Below are 21,512 nucleotides of genomic sequence, written 5' to 3'. Positions count from 1 at the left end.
GAAGGCCTGCCAACTCGCCGGTGCCGATGTCCTTTTGGGACATCGGCACCGGCGTTCGTGTGACCTTGAGGCGCTCTTGACTCGATCAAGGACTGACATGAGCCTGGCAACCTGTTCGCCACTGCGGCGGACACCCGCTAGGGGGGTTCATGAGACACAGAGCGAGATCGATCCTCGCTGTCGGCGCGCTCCTGATCGGCGGAGCCAGCCTCGCACCCATCGCCCAGGCGCAGAACGGAAGTTCCGGCAAGTCCGACCCCGACGAGATCAAGGTCTTCCGCGCCGAAGTCACCCAGAAGCAGATACCCCTGCTGCTCAAGGCGGGCCAGGACGGCCACGAACTGGGCGAGCAGGTGACCGGAAGCGGCAGGACCGCCGTCGAGGTCTACCTCACCGACAAGCAGGCCGAGAAACTTGAGAAGCAGGGCGTCGACCTCACCGAGCACACTCTGTCGGCCACGGCGGAGAAGCGCGTCGCGGACGCCGCGCAGGGCGTGTTCCGCCCGTACAGCGGCAGCGGCGGACTCAAGGAAGAGATCGTCAGGACCGGCCAGGCCAACCCCGGCCTCACCAAGGTCGAGTCCATCGGCAAGACCATCGACGGCCAGGACATCCTCGCGCTCAAACTGACCAGGAACGCGAAGAAGTCGAAGGACGGTTCGAAGCCCTCCGTGCTGTACATGTCCAACCAGCACGCGCGCGAGTGGATCACGCCGGAGATGACCCGGCGGCTGATGCACTACTACCTGGACAACTACAAGACGGACAAGCGCATCAAGAAGATCGTCGATTCGACCGAGCTGTGGTTCGTCCTCTCGGCCAACCCCGACGGCTACGACTACACCTTCCGGAACTCCGACACCCGCCTGTGGCGCAAGAACCTGCGGGACGTCAACGGCGACGGCGTCATCTCCACCGGCGACGGCGTCGACCTCAACCGCAACTTCGCCTACAAGTGGGGCTACGACGACGAGGGTTCGTCCCCCAACCCCACCAGCCAGACCTACCGCGGCGCGAGCCCCGGCTCCGAGCCCGAGACGCGGGCGCTGGACAACTTCGAGAAGCGCATCGGCTTCACCTACGGCATCAACTACCACTCGGCCGCCGAACTGCTCCTCTACGGCGTCGGCTGGCAGGTGGCCACCCCGACCCCGGACGACGTCCTCTACAAGGCACTCGCCGGCACCCCCGACAACTCCGCGGTCCCGGGCTACCACCCGCAGGTCTCCTCGGAGCTCTACACCACCAACGGCGAGGCGGACGGCCACGCGTCCAACGTCAACGGCATGGCGATGTTCACCCCCGAGATGTCGACCTGCCAGACCGCGTCGAACCTCGACCCGAACGACGCCTGGAAGGCCTCCGACTGCCAGTCGGTCTTCAACTTCCCCGACGACGAGAAGCTGATCCAGCAGGAGTTCCAGAAGAACATCCCGTTCGCGCTCTCCGTCGCCGAGACCGCAGCCCACCCCGACCAGCCGGTCTCCTCGGTCGGTCTGAGCGCCGCCGACTTCACCCCGGCGACGTTCTCCACGTCGTACGCGCGCGGCGCCGACCAGCAGGTCTCGGTCGTCGTACGGAAGTCCGTGCGCGACAAGGAGCTCAAGTACCGTGTCGACGGCGGCCGTACGCGGGACCAGAGGCTCAGGCCCTGGAAGGGCGGCAAGACCTACGGAGGCCGGGACAACCTCTACTTCGACGAGTACCGGGCCAAGGTCCGAGGCGGCAAGCCGGGCGACAAGGTCGAGGTGTGGTTCACCGGTGAGACCGGCAAGGGCAAGAAGGTCTCCAGCCCGCACTTCACCTACACCGTCGCCGAGCGGCCCGAGGCGGACACCCTCGTCGTCGCCGAGGAGGGCGCGGCCGCCACGCAGGCCCAGAAGTACGTGGACGCGCTGAGGGCGAACGGCCGTCAGGCGATCGTCTGGGACGTCGCCACGCAGGGCGCGCCCGACGCGCTCGGCGTGCTGAAGCACTTCAGGACCGTCGCCCACTACTCGGGCACGAACGGCCCCGGCAACGCCACCCAGCTCCAGCTGCGGGCCTACCTCAACGAGGGCGGCAAGCTGATCGAGGCCGGTGAACTCGCCGGCGGCACCGTGAACCTCGCCGACGGCACCCCGTCGGACGACTTCAGCCAGTACTACCTGGGCGCCTACTCGCGCACGTCGACTCCTGGAGCCACCGGCTTCACCGGCTCGGGCAACCTCGACGGCTTCACCGGCGCCCTCGGCGACGTTCCCGGCAACGCGCTCGACAAGGCCGGCACCTACAGCGTCACCTCCGACGAGCTGCCGGCGGACAAGTACCCCCAGTTCGCCGCCAAGGGCGCGGGCCAGTTCGCCGGGACCGTCAACCCGTACGGCCCGTACACGGGCTCCTCCATGGCCGCCGCGGTCCACACCGACGACGCCTACAAGCGACTCACCCGCACCATCGACCTCACCGGCGTGAGCGCGGCCGACAAGCCGTCCCTGAGCACCCGGCTGCTGTGGGACACCGAGCCCGGCTACGACCACGCGGTGGTCGAGGCGCACACCGTGGGCGCCGACGACTGGACGACCCTCCCGGAGACGGCCGGGGCCACCAGGACCACCGTGCCGGCGGACTGCGGGGCCGGGTTCCTGATCGGCGAGCACCCGTGGCTCAAGCACTACCTGACGCTCACGGACAACGCGTGCACGGCGACCGGCACCACCGGCTCCTGGAACAGCCTCACCGGCAGCTCCAGCGGCTGGCAGCAGGTGAGCTTCGACCTGAGCGCCTACGCAGGGAAGTCCGTCGAGGTCTCGATCAGCTACATCACCGACCCCGGCACCGGCGGTCACGGCGTCCTCGCCGACGACGCCTCGCTCGTGGTCGGCGGCACGGCGAAGGAGACCGAGGGCTTCGAGTCGTCCCTGGGTGCCTGGAGCGTGGCCGGACCGCCCGCGGGCAGTCCGGCGGTCCTGAAGGACTGGACGCGCACCGGAGCCCTGTTCAAGACGTACGGAGCGGTCACCACGGACGACACCGTGCTGCTGGGCTTCGGCCTGGAGCAGGTTCCCGCGGCGGCCGACCGGACGGCACTGGTCAAGAAGGCGCTCGCGTCACTCGACAAGTGAGCCGACCCGCTCACGAACGAGTGACAACGCCGCCAAGAGGCACTGTCATTTCATGAAATAGCGGGGCGATCAACCCCCCGAAGAATGGCGGTCCGTACCCCTACTGGCGGGTACGGACCGCCCTGCCGCGTATGAGGCATCTGGATGTCACCTCGGGTGCCTCAGGGAGGTAGGGTCGGGGGTGGTCGGGGACATCCCAAATACAGCTCGCCGGCACCGCATGGCCGGCGTACCAACGAGGAGATCGGTTCGTGACGATCCGCGTAGGCATCAACGGCTTCGGTCGTATCGGTCGCAACTACTTCCGCGCACTGCTGGAGCAGGGTGCAGACATCGAGATCGTGGCTGTCAACGACCTGGGTGACACCGCGACCACTGCCCACCTGCTGAAGTACGACACCATCCTGGGTCGTCTGAAGCAGGAGGTGTCGCACACCGCCGACACCATCACCGTCGACGGCCACACCATCAAGGTGCTGTCCGAGCGCAACCCCGCCGACATTCCGTGGGGTGAGCTGGGCGTCGACATCGTCATCGAGTCCACCGGCATCTTCACGAAGAAGGACGACGCCGCGAAGCACATCGCCGGCGGCGCCAAGAAGGTCCTCATCTCGGCTCCGGCCTCCGGCGAGGACATCACCATCGTGATGGGCGTCAACCAGGACAAGTACGACCCGGCGAACCACCACGTCATCTCCAACGCCTCCTGCACCACCAACTGTGTGGCGCCGATGGCGAAGGTCCTCGACGAGAACTTCGGCATCGTCAAGGGCCTGATGACCACGGTGCACGCGTACACGAACGACCAGCGCATCCTGGACTTCCCGCACAAGGACCTGCGCCGCGCCCGTGCCGCCGCCGAGAACATCATCCCGACCACCACCGGTGCCGCCAAGGCCACCGCCCTGGTGCTCCCGCAGCTCAAGGGCAAGCTGGACGGCATCGCGATGCGCGTCCCAGTCCCCACCGGCTCGGTCACCGACCTCGTCCTCGAGCTCGGCCGCGAGGTCACCAAGGAAGAGATCAACGCCGCCTTCCAGAAGGCCGCGGAGGGCGAGCTGAAGGGCATCCTCGAGTACACCGAGGACCCGATCGTCTCCTCCGACATCGTCAACGCCCCGGCGTCCTGCACCTTCGACTCCTCCCTGACCATGGTCCAGGAGGGCAAGAACGTGAAGGTCATCGGTTGGTACGACAACGAGTGGGGCTACTCCAACCGCCTCGTCGACCTGACGGTCTTCGTCGGCAACCAGCTCTGATCGGCAGAGCAGGCACCTGATGTGACAGCAGGGCTCGGGCAGCGCACCGTCGCGCTGCCCGAGCCCTGACGCACGTGCGGATCGACCCCCTATGTACGGTCGATCAGCCCTCGTACGATCAAGAGCCCTCCTCAGGAGTCCCCTCATGAAGACCATCGACGAACTTCTCGCGGAAGGCGTGGCCGGCAAGCGGGTCTTCGTCCGCGCCGACCTCAACGTGCCGCTCGCCGACGGCGTGATCACCGACGACGGCCGCATCCGCGCCGTACTGCCCACCGTCAAGGCCCTCGCCGACGCGGACGCCAAGGTGGTCGTCGCCTCGCACCTGGGCCGCCCCAAGGGCGCCCCGGACCTGGCCTTCTCGCTGCTGCCCGCCGCCGAGCGGCTAGGTGAACTCCTCGGCGCCCCGGTCGCGTTCGCCCAGGACACCGTCGGCCCTGCCGCCCACGACGCCGTGAACGGCCTGCAGCCCGGCCAGGTCGCGGTCATCGAGAACCTGCGCTTCAACGCCGGCGAGACCTCCAAGGACGACAGCGAGCGCGGCGAGTTCGCCGACCAGCTGGCGGCCCTCGCGGACGTCTACGTCGGCGACGGCTTCGGCGCCGTGCACCGGGGGCACGCCTCCGTGTACGACCTCCCGGCCCGCCTGCCGCACTACGCCGGCTACCTCATCGCCACCGAGGTCGGCGTCCTGAAGAAGCTCACCGAGGACGTCAAGCGCCCCTACGTCGTCGCGCTCGGCGGCGCCAAGGTCTCCGACAAGCTCGCCGTCATCGACGAGTTGCTCGGCAAGGCCGACCGCCTCCTCATCGGCGGCGGCATGGCCTACACCTTCCTCAAGGCCAAGGGCTACGAGGTCGGCATCTCCCTCCTTCAGGAGGACCAGGTCCCGGTCGTCACGGAGTACATGGAGCGCGCGGAGAAGCAGGGCGTCGAGCTGCTGCTCCCCGTGGACGTCGTGGTCTCCCGGGAGTTCCCGGACCTGAAGGCCAAGGCTCCGACCGAGAACACCGTGGTCGACGCGGACAAGATCCCCGCCGACCAGGAGGGCCTGGACATCGGCCCGAAGACCCGAGCGCTGTACGCCTCGAAGCTCGCCGACGCCGCGACCGTCTTCTGGAACGGCCCCATGGGCGTCTTCGAGCACCCCGACTACGCCGAGGGCACCAAGGCGGTCGCCCAGGCCCTCGTGGAATCCGACGGCTTCAGCGTCGTCGGTGGCGGCGACTCCGCCGCGGCCGTGCGTACGCTCGGCTTCGACGAGAACGCATTCGGCCACATCTCGACCGGTGGCGGCGCCTCCCTCGAATACCTCGAGGGCAAGACGCTCCCCGGCCTCGCCGCACTGGAGGACTGACCTACATGAGCACGCGCACGCCGCTGATGGCGGGCAACTGGAAGATGAACCTCAACCACCTCGAGGCCATCGCGCACGTCCAGAAGCTCGCCTTCGCCCTGGCCGACAAGGACTACGAGGCCGTCGAGGTCGCCGTCCTGCCGCCCTTCACCGACCTGCGCTCCGTGCAGACCCTGGTCGACGGCGACAAGCTCAAGATCAAGTACGGTGCCCAGGACCTCTCGGCGCACGACTCCGGCGCGTACACGGGCGAGATCTCGGGCCCGATGCTGGCCAAGCTGAAGTGCACCTTCGTGGCCGTCGGGCACTCCGAGCGCCGCCAGTACCACGACGAGACCGACGAGGTCGTGAACGCCAAGGTCAAGGCCGCCTACAAGCACGGCCTGACCCCGATCATGTGCGTCGGCGAGGAGCTGGAGATCCGCGAGGCGGGCAACCACGTCTCCCACACCCTCACCCAGGTCGAGGGCGGTCTGAAGGACCTCCCGGCCGAGCAGGCCGAGACCGTCGTGATCGCCTACGAGCCCGTCTGGGCCATCGGCACCGGCAAGGTCTGCGGCGCCGAGGACGCCCAGGAGGTCTGCGCCGCCATCCGTGGCAAGATCGCCGAGCTGTACACGCAGGAGCTGGCCGACAAGGTCCGCATCCAGTACGGCGGCTCCGTGAAGGCCGGAAACGTGGCCGAGATCATGGCCCAGGCGGACATCGACGGCGCCCTGGTCGGCGGGGCCTCGCTGGACGCGGACGAGTTCGTCAAGATCGTGCGCTTCCGCGACCAGTGACGCGACCTGTGAGTATGCGGTAACGGCGATTCGTCGTACCCTTGCGGGGGCTGGTAGATGTCTGCCGGCCCCCGCAGTCCATCCGAATCCGAGGAAGTTGGTCCAGCCGTGGTTTTGGGGTTCTCGATCGCCCTGATCGTCTTCAGCCTGCTGATGATGCTGCTGGTGCTGATGCACAAGGGCAAGGGCGGCGGTCTCTCCGACATGTTCGGTGGCGGCATGCAGTCGTCCGTCGGCGGCTCCTCGGTCGCCGAGCGCAACCTCGACCGGATCACCATCGTGGTCGGTCTGCTGTGGTTCGCGTGCATCGTCGTCCTCGGCCTGCTGATGAAGTCGAGCAGCTGAGCGTCGACGAGCAGCTGATCAGCTTCTCACAAGCACGCACATTCCATACGTAAGGCCCCATGTTCGGTACGCGCTCCTGGGCGCGGCCTATCATGGGGCTTGCGTCTAGGTATGGGGGTTGTAACTCCAAGCACTGGACGCGCGTTGGGCCTTACGTAGACTGAGGCGCTCGCAACGAAGCGAAACGCCGACTCGCTTCGCGGCACCATCACGCAGGGAGTTACACCGTGGCAAGTGGCAACGCGATCCGAGGAAGCCGGGTCGGGGCGGGGCCGATGGGCGAGGCCGAGCGCGGCGAGTCCGCGCCGCGTCTGCGCATCTCCTTCTGGTGCTCCAACGGGCATGAGACGCAGCCCAGCTTCGCCAGCGACGCGCAGGTTCCCGAGACCTGGGACTGCCCGCGCTGCGGCTTCCCGGCCGGTCAGGACCGGGACAACCCGCCGGACCCGCCGCGCACCGAGCCGTACAAGACGCACCTCGCGTACGTACGGGAGCGGCGCAGCGACGCGGACGGCGAGGCGATCCTCGCCGAGGCGCTCGCCAAACTGCGCGGCGAGATCTAGGAGTTGTGACCGGCCGGGTGCCCGTGGGCGCTTGGCCGCAGCCGTCTCGCGCGGCTGAGCCCGACGCGTTGTCAGTGGCGCCCTTTACGGTTTGTGCATCGGCGAATCGTGAGGGGGAGCGATGACGGAGGGCACAGCGGCGGGCGGGAGCGCGCCCGCGTGGCGCGGGGGATTCGGGCGGCTGTGGACGGCCGCCGTGGTCTCGCGCTTCGGCGACGCGTTACGGACGTCAGCGCTGCCGCTGCTCGCCGTGAGCCTCACCGACGAGCCCCTGGCCATCGCCTCGGTGACTGTCTGCGGCTATGTCCCCTGGCTGCTGTTCGGGCTGCTCGGCGGGGCCGTGGCCGACCGGGTGGACCAGCGCCGGGCGATGTGGGCCGTGGACACCGCACGGGGGCTGCTCGTCGCCGGATTCGCGCTCGCCGTGGGACTCGGCCACGCCTCGATGCCGTTGCTGCTCACGCTCGCCTTCACGCTGACCACTCTCCAGACGCTTTTCGACAACGCCTCCACGGCCCTGCTGCCCGCACTGGTGCCGCGCGAGACCCTGGGCGGAGCCAACGCCCGGCTGATGACCGGCCAGCAGCTCGCGGGCGGTCTGCTGGCCGGCCCGTTCGTGCCCCTGCTGCTGGCGGCGGGCGCGTTCATGCCGTTCGTGGCCGACGCGGGCACCTATCTGGCCGCCGCCGCGCTGGTGGCGTCCCTGCGGATACGGCCGCCGCAGCGCGAGCCCCGCCCCGCCGGAAGCACCCTGCGGGCCGAGATCGGGGCCGGCCTGCGCGCCCTGTGGCGCGACCGCGCCCTGCGAGCGGTCTGCGTGGCCACGCTGCTGTGCAACATCGGCATGGGCGCCCTCATCGCCACACTGGTGCTGCACGTGACCCGCTGGCTCCACGCGGGGAACGCGGGATTCGCCGCGGCCATGACGACGTACTCCGCGGGGAGCATCGTCGGCGGCTTCCTCGCCCAGCGCCTGGCCCGCCGCACCGGACGGGTGCGCGCCCTCCTGCTCGGCGGGACCGTGCAGACCGCGTCGCTGCTGCTGATCGGCGGCGTCCGGCACCTGACCGCGCTCCTGGCCGGCATGCTGCTGCTCGGCGCGATGAACATGGTGTGGAACGTCAACCAGGTCACGCTGATGCAGCAGCGCAGCCCGGAGCCGATGGTGGGCCGTATCGCCTCCGCCTTCCGCACGGCCTCCACCTCCGGCGCCCCGCTCGGCGCCCTCCTCGGCGGAGTCGTGGCCCGCCTGTACGGGCTGAACGGCCCGGCCCTGCTCGCGGCCGGGCTGTTCGCCCTGGCGGTCACCTCGTTGATACCGGCGGGCAAGCCCGACGTACCTGTTGTTGCCCCGGAGGACGGCGCCGCGACAGCTCACGTCACCCGCTGATCAACTAGGTTGGGACCGGCAGCGGGGCAAGGTACGCAGCAGGACAGGTTGCAGGAAAGAAGGCTGAAGTCCGAAATGAACGCAGACGGCCGTACCAGGCTCAACCAGACGCCCGAGTGGACCGCTCTGGCCAAGCACCGGGAACAGCTCGGCGACACCCATCTGCGGGACCTGTTCGCCGCCGATCCCGGGCGCGGCGCCGGGTACACGCTCCAGGTCGGTGACCTCTACATCGACTATTCGAAGCACCTGGTCAACGACGAGACGCTGCGGCTGCTGCGCGAGCTGGCCGCCGCGACCGACGTCTTCGGCCTCCGGGACGCCATGTTCCGCGGGGAGAAGATCAACACGACCGAGAACCGCGCGGTCCTGCACACCGCGCTGCGCGCCCCGCGCGACGCGGTGATCGAGGTCGACGGGGAGAACGTCGTCCCTGCGGTGCACGCCGTGCTCGACAAGATGAGCGACTTCGCCGAGCGTGTCCGCTCCGGCGCCTGGACCGGGCACACCGGCAAGCGCATCAAGAACGTGATCAACATCGGCATCGGCGGCTCCGACCTGGGCCCGGCGATGGCCTACGAGGTGCTGCGCAGCTTCACCGACCGCGACCTCACGGTCCGCTTCGTGTCGAACGTGGACGGCGCCGACCTGCACGAGGCCACCCGTGACCTGGACGCGGCGGAGACGCTGTTCATCATCGCCTCCAAGACCTTCACCACCATCGAGACGATCACCAACGCGACCTCCGCCCGCAACTGGCTGCTCACCGAGCTGAAGGCCGGTCAGGACGCCGTCGCCAAGCACTTCGTGGCCCTGTCGACGAACGCCGAGAAGGTGGCGGACTTCGGCATCGACACGGCCAACATGTTCGAGTTCTGGGACTGGGTCGGCGGCCGCTACTCCTACGACTCCGCGATCGGCCTCTCCCTGATGGTCGCCGTCGGCCCGGACCGGTTCCGCGAGATGCTCGACGGCTTCCACCTGGTCGACGAGCACTTCAGGACCGCGCCGGCCGAGTCCAACGTGCCGCTCCTGCTCGGCCTGTTGGGCATCTGGTACGACAACTTCCACGACGCCCAGTCGCACGCCGTCCTGCCCTACAGCCACTACCTGTCCAAGTTCACCGCCTACTTGCAGCAGCTGGACATGGAGTCCAACGGCAAGCACGTGGCGCGGGACGGGCAGGAGGTCGACTGGCAGACCGGACCGGTCGTCTGGGGCACGCCGGGCACGAATGGGCAGCACGCCTACTACCAGCTCATCCACCAGGGCACGAAGCTCATCCCGGCGGACTTCATCGGCTTCGCCGAGCCGGTCGCCGAGCTCGGCGGTGAGCTCAAGGCCCAGCACGACCTGCTCATGGCCAACTTCTTCGCCCAGACCCAGGCCCTCGCCTTCGGCAAGACCGCCGACGAGGTCCGGGCCGAGGGGGTACCCGAGGAGCTGGTGCCGCACAAGACCTTCAAGGGCAACCGGCCGACCACGACGATCCTCGCCCGCGAGCTGACTCCGTCCGTTCTCGGTCAGCTCGTCGCCCTCTACGAACACAAGGTCTTCGTCCAGGGCGCGGTCTGGAACATCGACTCCTTCGACCAGTGGGGCGTCGAACTCGGCAAGGTCCTCGCCAAGCGCGTCGAACCAGCCCTCACCGAGGGAGCCGAGGTCGAGGGCCTGGACGAGTCCACCAAGGTCCTGGTCGCCAAGTACCGGGAGCTGCGCGGCCGCGGCTGACCTGCGGTCGGCGGGCCGCGGGAGGGGGGACTGCACGATCCCGGCGCCGATGCCCCCGGATCTGCCCCGGGCGTCGATCAGCCGACGCGCCCGGGGCGGCTCCGGCGAGGTGCGGAGCAGCCCCGCGTTCGCGGCCGCCCCGCGTTGTCTGGCAGCCGTGGGCGGGGTGGAGAGTGCGGTGGCCTTCGGTGCGGCTGTCGTGCCTTGTGCGGTCGGTCGGCCGGGGAAGGGGTCGGGTGATCCCGGTGCCGGTGCCCGCGGGCGTCGGCCTGGGGTCGATCGGGTGGTGCCCCGGGGCGGCGTCCCGGCGAGGAGGCCGGTGTTCGCGGTCGACCCGTGTTGTCAGGCCACCGCGCTCAGGGTGTCCGCCAGGCGGCGGTGGGCTGCCCTGGCCGCGGGGAGGGCGGAGAGCGCGGCGGCTCCCAGTACCGCCGCCGCGCCCAGGGCGGTCAGCAGGGCGGGGGAGGGGGACTGGGCGATTCCGGCGCCGATGCCGCTGGAGCTGCCCTGGGCGTCGATCAGCCGGCGCGCCAGCGGCAGCCCCAGCGACGTGGCGAGGAGGACCGCGGCCAGGGCCGTACAGCTCGTCGCCGTCACCGTGATCGCGGTGATCTGCCGTGGGGACATGCCGATCGCCTTGAGCGCCAGCAGGTCCCGCTCGCTCTCACGGACGGTCCCGCCGATCGCGGTGAGCAGTTCGACGACGCCGATCAGGGCGAGCACGGCGATCAGCCCGGCGACGACTCCGCGCAGCGGGGACAGCCCGTCGGCCGGGTTCGGCACGGCGTGCACGTCCAGATGCCCGTGGCCCGCCGTGGCCAGCGCGGCCGCCACCCGGTGCTGGTCGGCGCCCGCGCGCAGCCGCAGCTGGTACAGGGTCGGGGTCAGCTGCGGATCGTTCTCGCGGAGGGTGTCCAGGGAGGTCGACACGACCCGGCCGGCGTTCTCCGGCTCGATGCAGCGGCCCACGATGTGCAGGATCTGCGGCCGGTCGCCCACGGTCATCCGCACCCAGTCGCCGACGCGCACGTCCAGCAGGTCGAGCAGCCCCTGCCCGGCCACCGCCTCGTCCGGACCGGTCGCGGGGCGGCCCTCGGCGAGGGCGTACGGGTAGGGGTCCCGGTGCGTGCCGAGGCCCCGCAGGGCGATCGTGGCGGTCTGGCCGGGGACCAGGGCGGGCACCTCGACCCCCGGGTAGGCGGCGGCGACCCGGGGGTCCGCGGTGAGCAGCGCGCGGGCGTCCGCGTCGCTCAGGCCGGCGTCCGTCCGTACGGTGAGCGCCGCGGGCAGACCCAGCCGCTCCGGGCTGCGGTGGAACCGGTCGATGGTGGTCCACGCGCTCAGCGCCACCACGATCAGCAGCAGCGGCAGCGCCAGCCGACCCACCGTGGCCAGCGACCGGCGGCGGCCGGTGAACACCTTGTGGCAGCCCAGCACCACCGCGGGCGGCAGCCGCAGCCCGAAGGCCCGCCGGGCCACGCCCGTCAGCCGCCCGCCGGACTGGGGCGCGGGCCGTGGGACCGGTACCGGAGGCACCCGGCCGGCCCGCCAGGCCGCCAGCCCGGTGGTCAGGCCGATGAACAGCACCGCGCCCACGGGCACCACGAACAGGGCGACGGCGTGTCCCGGCAGGCCCTGCCACACGCCCACCGCGTCACCGAGCCGCCCCGGGATCAGGCGGCCCAGGCCCTGGATGAACGCCCCCGCGGCCAGGGCGCCGACGACGGCGTACACGACGTGCTGGAGCAGGAAGATCCGCACGACCTGGCCGGGCGTGAGGCCGATCGCCTTGAGTACCGAGATGTCCCGCAGATGGCCCCGGATGCGGGTGCCGATCGCGCCGTGCACCGCGAACCCGGCGGCGGCCAGCGCGCCCAGCCCGAACAGTCCCAGCACCTGGCCGAGGAGCCGGCTGTCGCCCTGGGCCTCGGCACGTGCCTGCTGCCAGGTGGAGACCTCGTCGACCGCACCGGCGCCCAGCACCGTGACCGCCCGCTGGACGGCGTAGTCCGTGTCGTCGGGGTCGGTCAGGCGCAGCCCGACGACCTGGCCGCCCGGATCGCGCAGGGCGGCGGGCGGGGCCCAGACGAGCCCCGGCTGTTCCCCCGGGCTGTAGCGGGGTTCGGGGCTGTCGGCGATGCCCACGACCGTCAGGGTCCGGGCCGTGCCGGGCAGGGTCAGCGTGTCCCCCGGCTCGGCCAGCAGGGCCCGGGCGAGCCTGGTCTCCAGCACCACCCCGCCCGGGTCCGAGGTCCGCAGCCAGTGACCGGAGGTGAGCAGCGGCCGGTCCACGTCGGGCTGCCGGGGGGTGGAGCGCAGCTCGACGGAGGCGCGGGTGCCGCGCGAGGACACGGTGACGGACTCGGTGGGATAGGGACCGGCGACGGTCTGGACGCCGTCCAGCCGGGCGAGCCGGTCCGTGTCGGCGGTGGGTACGGCGTGGATCCACACGTGGGCGCCACGGGCCTGGTTGAAGATCCGCTGCCAGGGGTTGGTCGCGTACCCGAACAGCGCCGTGGCCAGCAGCAGCGAGGCGACGATGCCGGCGGTGGCGAGCACCATGAACAGCGCCTCGCCGCGGTGCGTGCGCAGATCGGAGTGCGCCCAGCGCAAGGTGGCCCGCACCGGCTCAGCCCCTCGGCTCGCGGCAGTGGATGAGTGGATGGTCGTACGCCGAGTGGTCGTACGCCGAGTGGTCGTACACAGAGTGGTCGTGCACCGCGGATCAGTCCCTCAGCTCCAGCACACCCGATATCCCCGACCTGCGGGACGGCGTCCCGCCCAGTTCGGCGTCGTCGGCGATCCGGCCGTCGAAGAAGCTGATCACCCGGTCCGCGGCGCTGGCCAGGCGGGCGTCGTGGGTGACTAGTACGATGCTCTGCCCGCGCCCGTGGAAGCGGGACAGCAGTCGCATGACCTCACGGGTGCCCCTGCTGTCGAGGCTGCCCGCGGGCTCGTCCGCCAGCAGCAGCGGAGGATGGTTGACCAGGGCCCGGGCCAGCGCGACCCGCTGCTGCTCACCGCCGGACAGCTCACCCGGCATGCTGCGCTCCTTGCCCTCCAGGCCCAGCTCCGCCAGCAGTTCCTCCCGCTCGGTCCGCGCCCGCCTGGGCGGGACACCGGCGAGCAGGGCCGGCAGTTCGACGTTGTCGGCGACCGACAGGTTGGAGACCAGGTTGAAGAACTGGAAGACGATCCCGATGCGCTTCCTGCGCTCCACCGCCCAGCGCGCCTCGTTGTAGGAGTCGGTGCACTCGCCGTCCAGCCAGATGCTGCCGGCGTCCGGCCGCTGCAGCCCGCCGAGCAGGTGCAGCAGCGTGGACTTCCCGGCCCCCGACGGTCCGGTGACGGCCACGAACTCGCCCCGCGTCACGCGCAGATCGACGCCGCGCACCGCGTGCGCGGGCGCGCCCTCGCCGTGGTGGGTCTTGGTCAGCCCCTCGGCACGCAGCAGAGGAGCGGTGCCGCTGTCGCTCATTCCAGCTCCTCCAGTTCCTCCTGGCACCGCTCCAGCCAGTCGAGGTCGGCCTGCAGATGCAGCATGGCGCCCTCGATCAGCAGGTGGGAGATGCGGTTGTCCCGGTTCTCGGCCGCGGCCAGTTTCGACAGGTTGCGCATGGTGTTGAGGTACTGGCGCCGCTGTTTGTTGATGAGGGCGATCTGGTCGGCGAGACCGGTCTGCGGGGCGAGGGCGAGCTTCATGAAGAACTCGTCCCGTACCCGCGGCTCGTCCTCGGGCTCCTCGAACCAGACGTGCAGCGCCTCACGCCCGGCCTCGGTGAGGCGGTACACCTTCTTGTTGGGCCGGCTGGACTGCTCGACGTCCTCGCCCTCGATCAGTCCGGACTTCTCCAGGCGGCCGAGGGTGACGTAGATCTGGCCGACGTTCGGCTGAGGGTACGCGGAGCCCAGCAGTTGCTCAAGGTCCTGCTTCAGCTCGTAGCCGTGGGCGGGGCCGCGCGCGAGGAGTGCCAGGAGGGGCAGGCGCACTCGTGCAGTCCTCCTCGCGGTCTCGTACTGTGTGCCGGGCCTGATGTGTCCCAAGCCCTAGTATCGCCCATACCTAACAGGTATACATGGCATCTGACCCGGGCGAGGGTGCCCGGTGCCGGGTGTGCAAGGAGGAACCTATGCGGTGGATCCACGCCGCCGGTAGGGGCCTCCTCGTCGTCGCCGTGGTCATGTCCGGTTACGTCGCCTCCGGCACGCACACCGGCGGGGCACGCGGCGGCGGACGCGGCCCGCTCACCCTGGCCACCGCCGGGGATCTCACCGGCTATCTCGCCCCGGTCCTGGACGGCTGGAACCGCACCCACCCCGCCGAGAAGGTCACGCTCGTCGAGCTCCCGGACTCGGCCGACGAGACCCACGCGCAGATGACCACCGACCTGCGCGGCGGCGACCGCAGCCGCTTCGACGTCCTCAACATCGACGTCAACTGGACCTCCGAGTTCGCGGCGGCCGGCTGGATCCGCCCGCTGCCGCCCGACCGGTTCCCGCTGAAGACGTTCCTGGATCCGGTCGTCGACACCGCCAGATACGACGGGCAGCTGTATGCCGTCCCGTACGTCACCAACGCCGGGCTGCTCCTGTACCGCAAGGACATCCTGGCCAAGGAGGGCGTGCCGCCGCCGCGCACCTGGGCCGAGCTGGAGCGGGACGCGAAGACCATCGCGCCGAAGTACGGGCTCGACGGCTACGCGGGCCAGTTCCTGCCGTACGAGGGCCTCACCGTCAACGCGGCCGAGGCCGTGTACTCGGCGGGCGGCACGATCCTCGGCGACGAGGGCACCCGGGTCACCGTGAACTCCGACGCGGCCCGCGAGGGCATCGGCTTCCTCGCGCGCGGGGTGCGCGAGGGCTGGATCCCGCGGCAGGCGCTGACGTACAAGGAGGAGGAGTCCAAGCAGGCCTTCCAGGACGGCCGGCTGCTCTTCCTGCGCAACTGGCCCTACGCGTACGTCGCCGCCTCGGCCAAGGGCTCCAAGGTGGCCGGCAAGATCGGCGCCGTACCGCTGCCCGGGCCGGACGGCCCCGGCAGGAGTGTCCTCGGCGGCTCCGACCTGGCCGTCAACACGCACGCGCGGCACCCCGACTCGGCCGCGCGGCTCATCGCGTACCTGACCGGTGAGCGCGTCCAGCGCCAGGTCCTCACGCGCGGCGCGCTGCCGCCCGTCCGCGCCTCGCTCTACGACGACCCCGAACTGGTACGGCGCTTCCCGTACCTGCCGACCCTGCGCGCGGCCCTGCGCACGGCCGCCCCTCGCCCCAAGAGCCCGCGCTACGACCAGGTCAGCCTGGTGGTGCAGGCCGTCGTGCAGGACGCGCTGACCGGGCGGGAGACGCCCGAGAGCGCTGTGCGACGGCTGGCGCGGGAGCTGGCCGCCATCTCCCGGCGATAGTCGCTAGTTACTTGTTAAGTAACGCCAGGGTCTCATCTTGCTTCTGGGTGCCCTGATAAATGTGCATATAAAAGGCTAACTCTGCGGTAGCTTCTGCCTCTTCGTTGACACCCTCGCGACACGCCTACTTAACATGCATGCATAACCGTAAGCACGCACAGACAGGCCGACGGGGTGAGTCTTCAGCGCATCCGCACCCACCACTGGTGGCGCGACGCAGTGATCTACCAGGTGTACGTCCGCAGCTTCCTGGACAGCACCGGCGACGGCATCGGCGATCTGGCCGGGGTCAGGGCCGGACTGCCGTACCTCAAGAAGCTCGGTGTCGACGGGATCTGGCTGAGCCCCTTCTACCCCTCGCCCCAGCACGACCACGGCTACGACGTCGCCGACTACTGCGACGTCGACCCGCTCTTCGGCGACCTCGCCGAGTTCGACCTGCTGGTGGCGGCCGCCCGGCGGCTCGGCATCAAGGTGCTCCTGGACATCGTCCCCAACCACTGCTCCAGCGAGCACCCGTGGTTCCGCGAGGCGCTCGCCGCCGCACCCGGCAGCCCGGCCCGCGCCCGCTTCCACTTCGCCGACGGCCGCGGCCCGGACGGCGCCGAACCGCCCAACAACTGGCACGCCATGTTCGGCGGCCCGGCCTGGACCCGGGTGACGGAGGCGGACGGCCGCCCCGGCCAGTGGTACCTGCACATGTTCACGCCGGAACAGCCCGACTGGAACTGGCGCGACCCCGAGGTCACCGCCGAGTTCGACCGCGTCCTGCGCTTCTGGCTGGACCGGGGCGTCGACGGCTTCCGTATCGACGTGGCCGCCGGTCTCTTCAAGCACCCCGACCTGCCCGACTCCCCGGACCCCGAGGCCGACGCCCGCACCCGCGACTCGGTCAACCCCCTCGCCTGGAACCAGCCCGAGGTGCACGAGGTGTGGCGGCACTGGCGCGCGGTGTGCGAGGAGTACACGGCGCGCGACGGCCACGAGCGACTGCTGGTCGGCGAGGTCTCGGTCCCCACGGCCCGCGAACACGCCGAGTACGTCCGCCCCGACGAGCTCCACCAGGCCTTCTTCTTCGACCTGCTCGGCGCCCCCTGGGACGCCGACGCCTTCCGCAAGGTCATCTCCGAGGCCATGCAGGACATAGCCGGCACGGGCTCGACGGTCACCTGGGTCCTGAACAACCACGACCAGGTCCGCACCGTCACCCGCTACGGCGAACCCGCCACCGCGGGCGGCGCGGGCGCCGCCCGCGCCCGCGCCGCAGCGCTGCTCATGCTGGCGCTGCCCGGAGCCGCGTACATCTACCAGGGCGAGGAACTGGGCCTGCCCGAGGTCGTCGACCTGCCCGACGACGTGCTCACCGACCCGATCTTCCGCCGCACCGGCAGCCGCGCCCGCATCCGCGACGGCTGTCGGGTGCCGCTGCCCTGGTCCGGGCAGGCCTCCCCGTTCGGCTTCACCTCCGGAGTCGAGGGCGCCAAGCCGTGGCTGCCGCAGCCGTCGTACTTCGCCGAGTACGCCACCGACCGCGCCCTCGCCGACACCCGCTCCTTCTGGCACCTGTACCGCGACGGCCTCCAACTGCGCGCGTCACTGGACCAGTTGGGCGAAGGCGCCCTGCGCTGGCTGGACACCCCGCCCGGCGTCCTCGCCTTCGTCCGCGGCGACGACCTCGTCTGCGCCGTCAACTTCGGTACGGCGCCCATGCCCGCGCCGGTCTCCGGCACACCCCTGCTGTCCAGCGGTCCCTGCCCGGCCGGGGTGCTCCCCGGCTCCACGGCCGCCTGGTGGATCAGCGACGGCACCGATCTCTGATCCCTCTTCGCCCCACACGCTCCACCTTCGTCAGTTCCCCACCCTCTGAAGGGACATCAACGATGATGCGACGACGTACCACCCTGCTCACCGGCTGCACCGCCCTCGTCCTGGCGCTCGGCGCGACCGCCTGCGGCGGCAGCGGCCCGGTCTCCGCGGGCGGCGGCGACAAGGCGCTCAGCGGCCAGACGGTCACCGTGGCCGGAGTCTGGTCCGGCAGCGAGCAGAAGAACTTCCAGAAGGTGCTCGACGCGTTCAGCGCGAAGACGGGCGCCAAGACGCAGTTCGTGTCCACCGGCGACAACGTGTCCACCGTCGTCGGCAGCAAGATCGAGGGCGGCAACGCCCCCGACGTCGTGATGGTCCCGCAGGTCGGCGTGCTCCAGCAGTTCGCGAAGAAGGGCTGGCTGAAGCCGCTGTCCTCGACCGCCGAACAGACCGTCGACGCCGACTTCGCGCCCGTGTGGAAGAAGTACGGCAGCGTGGACGGCACCCTGTACGGCCTCTACTTCAAGGCCGCCCACAAGTCGACGGTCTGGTACAGCCCCGGCGCGCTCACCCAGGCGGGCGTGAAGCCGCCGACGACCTACGTCGAGATGCTGAAGGCCGGCCACACCGTCTCCGACTCCGGCCTCGCCGCCTTCTCCGTCGCCGGGCAGGACGGCTGGACGCTCACCGACTGGTTCGAGAACGTCTACCTGTCCCAGGCCGGACCCGAGAAGTACGACGCCCTCGCCGCCCACAAGCTGAAGTGGACCGACCCGAGCGTGGTCAAGGCGCTCACCACGCTCGGCAAGCTGTTCAAGGACAAGCAGCTGATCGCGGGCGGCCAGAAGGAGGCCCTCAACACCGACTTCCCCGGCTCGGTGGAGAAGGTCTTCGGGCCCAAGCCCGAGGCCGGCATGGTCTACGAGGGCGACTTCGTCGCCGGTGTGGCGCACGACCAGTTCGGCAAGGTGATCGGCAAGGACGCGGACTTCTTCCCGTTCCCGGCGGTCGACGGCGGTACGGCGCCCGTGGTCAGCGGTGGTGACGCGGCCGTCGTACTGAAGGACGCCAAGAACGCCAAGGCCGGCATGAAGCTCCTGGAGTACCTCACGACCCCGGAGGCCGCGGCCGTCTGGGCGAAGGCCGGCGGCTTCCTGTCCCCGAACAAGAAGCTCGACCTCGCCTCCTACGGCGACGACGTCACCCGCGCGACCGCCAAGTCCCTGATCGCGGCGGGCGATTCGGTCCGCTTCGACATGTCCGACCAGGCGCCCGCGGCCTTCGGCGGCACCAAGGGCGCGGGCGAGTGGAAGCTGCTCCAGGACTTCCTGCGCGACCCGTCCGACCCCAAGGGAACAGCGGCGGAGCTGGAGTCCGCGGCGGCCAAGGCCTACCAGGACTGACCTGCGATGACCGCCACCACGCTCGTACACAAAGAGGCGAGCCCGCCCGCCGCCGGTGCGACCCGCAGGCGTCGCGCCCGGCGGCGGGGCCGGATCGTCGCCCTGCTCTTCGTCTTCCCCGCCCTGCTCCTGCTCGGAGCGCTGGTCGTCTACCCCGTGCTGTTCTCCGTCGGACGCAGCTTCTTCGACGCCTCCGGCACGCGCTTCGTGGGCGGCGACAACTACACCGAGATGTTCCGCGACCCGGCGACGCTCAAGGCCATCCGCAACACCGCCATCTGGGTCGTCGTCGCCCCGGCCCTGCTGACCGGCCTCGGCCTGATCCTGGCCGTCCTGGTGGAGAAGGTCCGCTGGGCCACCGCGTTCAAGCTGCTGCTGTTCATGCCGATGGCGGTCTCCTTCCTCGCCGCCGGCATCATCTTCCGCCTCGCCTACGACGAGGACCCGAACAAGGGCGTCCTGAACGCCGCCGTGGTCTCGGTGCACGACGCCTTTGAGGGCACGTCGGCCTACCCGACGGCGCGGGCGCGCGACGGACAAGGACTCACCCGGGGCCGGGACGGCTCCTACCTGACAGGCGCCGACCTGTCCCCGGGTGACTCGGTGGCCCTCGGACTGGTCGGCGTGCTGCCCGGGGACCTGCCCGCGAGCGCCTCGCCCGCCTACCCGGCCGCGGGACGAAAGGCCGCCGCCGACGAACTGCGCGGCGTCGTCTACCTGGACTTCACGCCCGGCGGAGGAGGGAAGCAGGGCAGGGTCGACCCGAAGGAGAACGGGCTGCCCGGCATGAAGGTCGAGGCGACACGCGACGGACGGTCCGTCGCGAGCACGACCACCGCGTCCGACGGCTCCTTCCGCTTCACCGGGCTCCACGCGGGCTCGTACACCGTGAAGCTGCCCGCCTCCAACTTCGCGCCGCCCTACCAGGGCATCTCCTGGCTCGGGCCGGCACTCGTCACACCGGCGATCATCGGGGCGTACCTGTGGATCTGGACCGGCTTCGCGATGGTCCTGATCGGCGCGGGCCTCGCGGCCCTCCCACGGGACGCGCTGGAGGCGGCCCGGATGGACGGCGCGAACGAGTGGCAGATCTTCCGCAGGATCACGGTCCCGCTGCTCGCCCCCGTGCTGACGGTCGTCTTCGTGACCCTCGTCATCAACGTGATGAAGGTCTTCGACCTCGTCTACATCATCGCGCCCGGCCCGGTGCAGGAGGACGCGACCGTCCTCGCGACCCAGATGTGGCTGGTGTCCTTCGGCGGCGGCAACAACCAGGGCCTGGGCAGTGCCCTCGGCGTGCTGCTCCTGCTCCTGGTGATCCCCGCGATGGTCATCAACGTCCGCCGTTTCCGAAGGAGTCAGCGATGAGCGCGGCGATGAACACGGCGATGAACACGGTCAGGCGCGGCCTGGGCAACGGTCTCGTCCAGGCGTTCCTCGTGGTGATCGGCCTGGTCTGGCTGACTCCGCTGGCGGGGCTGTTCGTGTCCTCGCTGCGGTCGACGCAGGACACGGCCGAGGGAGGCTGGTGGACGGCCCTGGCGAGCCCCGGCCGGCTGTCCTTCGACAACTACTCGGCCCTGCTGAAGAACTCCGGCATGACGCAGGCGTTCTGGAACACGGTGCTGATCTCGGTGCCGGCGACGACCCTCGTCGTCGTCATCGCGGCGCTCGCCGGATACGCCTTCGCATGGCTGGACTTCCCCGGCCGCGAGCCGCTGTTCCTCCTGGTGGTGGCGCTGTTGGTGGTGCCGGTCCAGATCGGCCTGCTGCCCGTCGCCAAACTCTTCGGACAACTGGGCCTGTTCGGCACGATCCCCGGCGTCGTGCTCTTCCACGTCGCCTACGGCCTTCCCTTCGCGGTGTTCCTGCTGCGCAACTACTTCGCCGAGATGCCGAAGGAGATGCTGGAGGCGGCGCGCATGGACGGCGGCAGCGAATGGCGGATCTTCACGCGCCTGGTCCTGCCGGTGGGGCGTCCCGCGATCGCCAGCCTGGCCATCTTCCAGTTCCTGTGGGTCTGGAACGACATGCTGGTGGCCCTGCTCTTCGCCGACAGTTCCGCGCAGCCGCTGACGGTGGAACTCCAGTCCCAGATACGGCAGTTCGGCAGCAACATCGATGTCCTGGCACCCGGCGCGTTCCTGTCACTGATCGTGCCGGTGGCGGTGTTCTTCGCGTTCCAGCGGCATTTCGTGCAAGGGGTGATGGCGGGGTCGGTCAAGTGACCGGGCATCCATCCTCCACCATTTGTTCGAATCCTTCACAACAAATACATACCGTGTCGTTGATCTCTGGTGCGTCAGGAGATGCGAGCTGATAGGGAGGTACCTCCAGGGGGGTCTGTGACATGGGACACCCTTGTGCGTT

General features: G+C 70.1%; 16 protein-coding genes. 13 read left to right on the top strand and 3 right to left on the bottom strand.

Features of this window, described 5'->3' with window-relative positions:
- Positions 1 to 149 precede the first annotated feature (149 nt).
- The 8 genes from ACIPSA_RS00435 to pgi all read left to right on the top strand — a co-directional run bounded on the left by ACIPSA_RS00435 (position 150) and on the right by pgi (position 10,531).
- The gene (locus ACIPSA_RS00435) at positions 150 to 3,104 is read left to right on the top strand and encodes a M14 family zinc carboxypeptidase (RefSeq protein ID WP_402626932.1); all 2,955 of its coding nucleotides are present in this window, start codon (positions 150 to 152) and stop codon (positions 3,102 to 3,104) included.
- A gap of 251 nt (positions 3,105 to 3,355) precedes the next feature.
- Positions 3,356 to 4,363, top strand: a complete 1,008-nt coding sequence (gene gap / locus ACIPSA_RS00430; RefSeq protein ID WP_402626931.1) for a type I glyceraldehyde-3-phosphate dehydrogenase — start codon at positions 3,356 to 3,358, stop codon at positions 4,361 to 4,363.
- A gap of 145 nt (positions 4,364 to 4,508) precedes the next feature.
- On the top strand, positions 4,509 to 5,720 hold the full coding sequence (locus ACIPSA_RS00425) for a phosphoglycerate kinase (protein WP_402626929.1): 1,212 nt from the start codon (positions 4,509 to 4,511) through the stop codon (positions 5,718 to 5,720).
- Between the two features lie 5 nt (positions 5,721 to 5,725).
- Positions 5,726 to 6,502 (top strand): triose-phosphate isomerase, encoded by a 777-nt coding sequence (gene tpiA / locus ACIPSA_RS00420; protein WP_402626927.1) that lies wholly within the window; start codon positions 5,726 to 5,728, stop codon positions 6,500 to 6,502.
- Between the two features lie 108 nt (positions 6,503 to 6,610).
- A complete protein-coding gene (secG, locus tag ACIPSA_RS00415) occupies positions 6,611 to 6,847 on the top strand; it encodes a preprotein translocase subunit SecG (protein ID WP_384460683.1) in 237 nt (78 codons plus the stop codon).
- A gap of 275 nt (positions 6,848 to 7,122) precedes the next feature.
- Positions 7,123 to 7,410 (top strand): RNA polymerase-binding protein RbpA, encoded by a 288-nt coding sequence (locus ACIPSA_RS00410; protein ID WP_007448238.1) that lies wholly within the window; start codon positions 7,123 to 7,125, stop codon positions 7,408 to 7,410.
- 121 nt (positions 7,411 to 7,531) lie between these two features.
- Positions 7,532 to 8,800, top strand: a complete 1,269-nt coding sequence (locus ACIPSA_RS00405; protein ID WP_402626924.1) for an MFS transporter — start codon at positions 7,532 to 7,534, stop codon at positions 8,798 to 8,800.
- A gap of 75 nt (positions 8,801 to 8,875) precedes the next feature.
- Positions 8,876 to 10,531, top strand: a complete 1,656-nt coding sequence (pgi, locus tag ACIPSA_RS00400) for a glucose-6-phosphate isomerase (protein WP_402626921.1) — start codon at positions 8,876 to 8,878, stop codon at positions 10,529 to 10,531.
- Positions 10,532 to 10,873: 342 nt separating this feature from the next.
- Here pgi and ACIPSA_RS00395 read toward each other — a convergent pair whose 3' ends face one another.
- The 3 genes from ACIPSA_RS00395 to ACIPSA_RS00385 all read right to left on the bottom strand — a co-directional run bounded on the left by ACIPSA_RS00395 (position 10,874) and on the right by ACIPSA_RS00385 (position 14,521).
- A complete protein-coding gene (locus ACIPSA_RS00395; RefSeq protein ID WP_402626918.1) occupies positions 10,874 to 13,156 on the bottom strand; it encodes an FtsX-like permease family protein in 2,283 nt (760 codons plus the stop codon).
- A gap of 100 nt (positions 13,157 to 13,256) precedes the next feature.
- On the bottom strand, positions 13,257 to 14,009 hold the full coding sequence (locus ACIPSA_RS00390) for an ABC transporter ATP-binding protein (protein WP_402626916.1): 753 nt from the start codon (positions 14,007 to 14,009) through the stop codon (positions 13,257 to 13,259).
- Positions 14,006 to 14,521 (bottom strand): PadR family transcriptional regulator, encoded by a 516-nt coding sequence (locus ACIPSA_RS00385; RefSeq protein ID WP_402626914.1) that lies wholly within the window; start codon positions 14,519 to 14,521, stop codon positions 14,006 to 14,008. The genes ACIPSA_RS00390 and ACIPSA_RS00385 overlap by 4 nt, the downstream gene beginning before the upstream one ends.
- Before the next feature lie 140 nt (positions 14,522 to 14,661).
- Here ACIPSA_RS00385 and ACIPSA_RS00380 point away from each other — a divergent pair, with 140 nt between their 5' ends.
- The 5 genes from ACIPSA_RS00380 to ACIPSA_RS00360 all read left to right on the top strand — a co-directional run bounded on the left by ACIPSA_RS00380 (position 14,662) and on the right by ACIPSA_RS00360 (position 21,370).
- A complete protein-coding gene (locus tag ACIPSA_RS00380; RefSeq protein ID WP_402626911.1) occupies positions 14,662 to 15,933 on the top strand; it encodes an ABC transporter substrate-binding protein in 1,272 nt (423 codons plus the stop codon).
- 174 nt (positions 15,934 to 16,107) lie between these two features.
- Entirely contained in the window at positions 16,108 to 17,751 is a 1,644-nt protein-coding gene (locus ACIPSA_RS00375; protein ID WP_402626909.1) for a glycoside hydrolase family 13 protein, read from the top strand.
- A 62-nt stretch (positions 17,752 to 17,813) separates the two neighbouring features.
- Complete coding sequence (locus ACIPSA_RS00370) at positions 17,814 to 19,142, top strand: ABC transporter substrate-binding protein (RefSeq protein WP_402626906.1); 1,329 nt, start codon at positions 17,814 to 17,816, stop codon at positions 19,140 to 19,142.
- 6 nt (positions 19,143 to 19,148) lie between these two features.
- Positions 19,149 to 20,510: an ABC transporter permease subunit gene (locus ACIPSA_RS00365; RefSeq protein WP_402626904.1), complete on the top strand. Its 1,362-nt coding sequence runs from the start codon at positions 19,149 to 19,151 to the stop codon at positions 20,508 to 20,510.
- Between the two features lie 20 nt (positions 20,511 to 20,530).
- Complete coding sequence (locus tag ACIPSA_RS00360; protein ID WP_402629382.1) at positions 20,531 to 21,370, top strand: carbohydrate ABC transporter permease; 840 nt, start codon at positions 20,531 to 20,533, stop codon at positions 21,368 to 21,370.
- Positions 21,371 to 21,512 lie beyond the last annotated feature (142 nt).

The sequence above is a fragment of the Streptomyces sp. NPDC086549 genome (assembly GCF_044746205.1).
Classification (GTDB): Bacteria; Actinomycetota; Actinomycetes; order Streptomycetales; family Streptomycetaceae; genus Streptomyces.
Note: the sequence above shows the minus strand (reverse complement) of the source record. Positions and strands in the feature narration are given on the sequence as shown.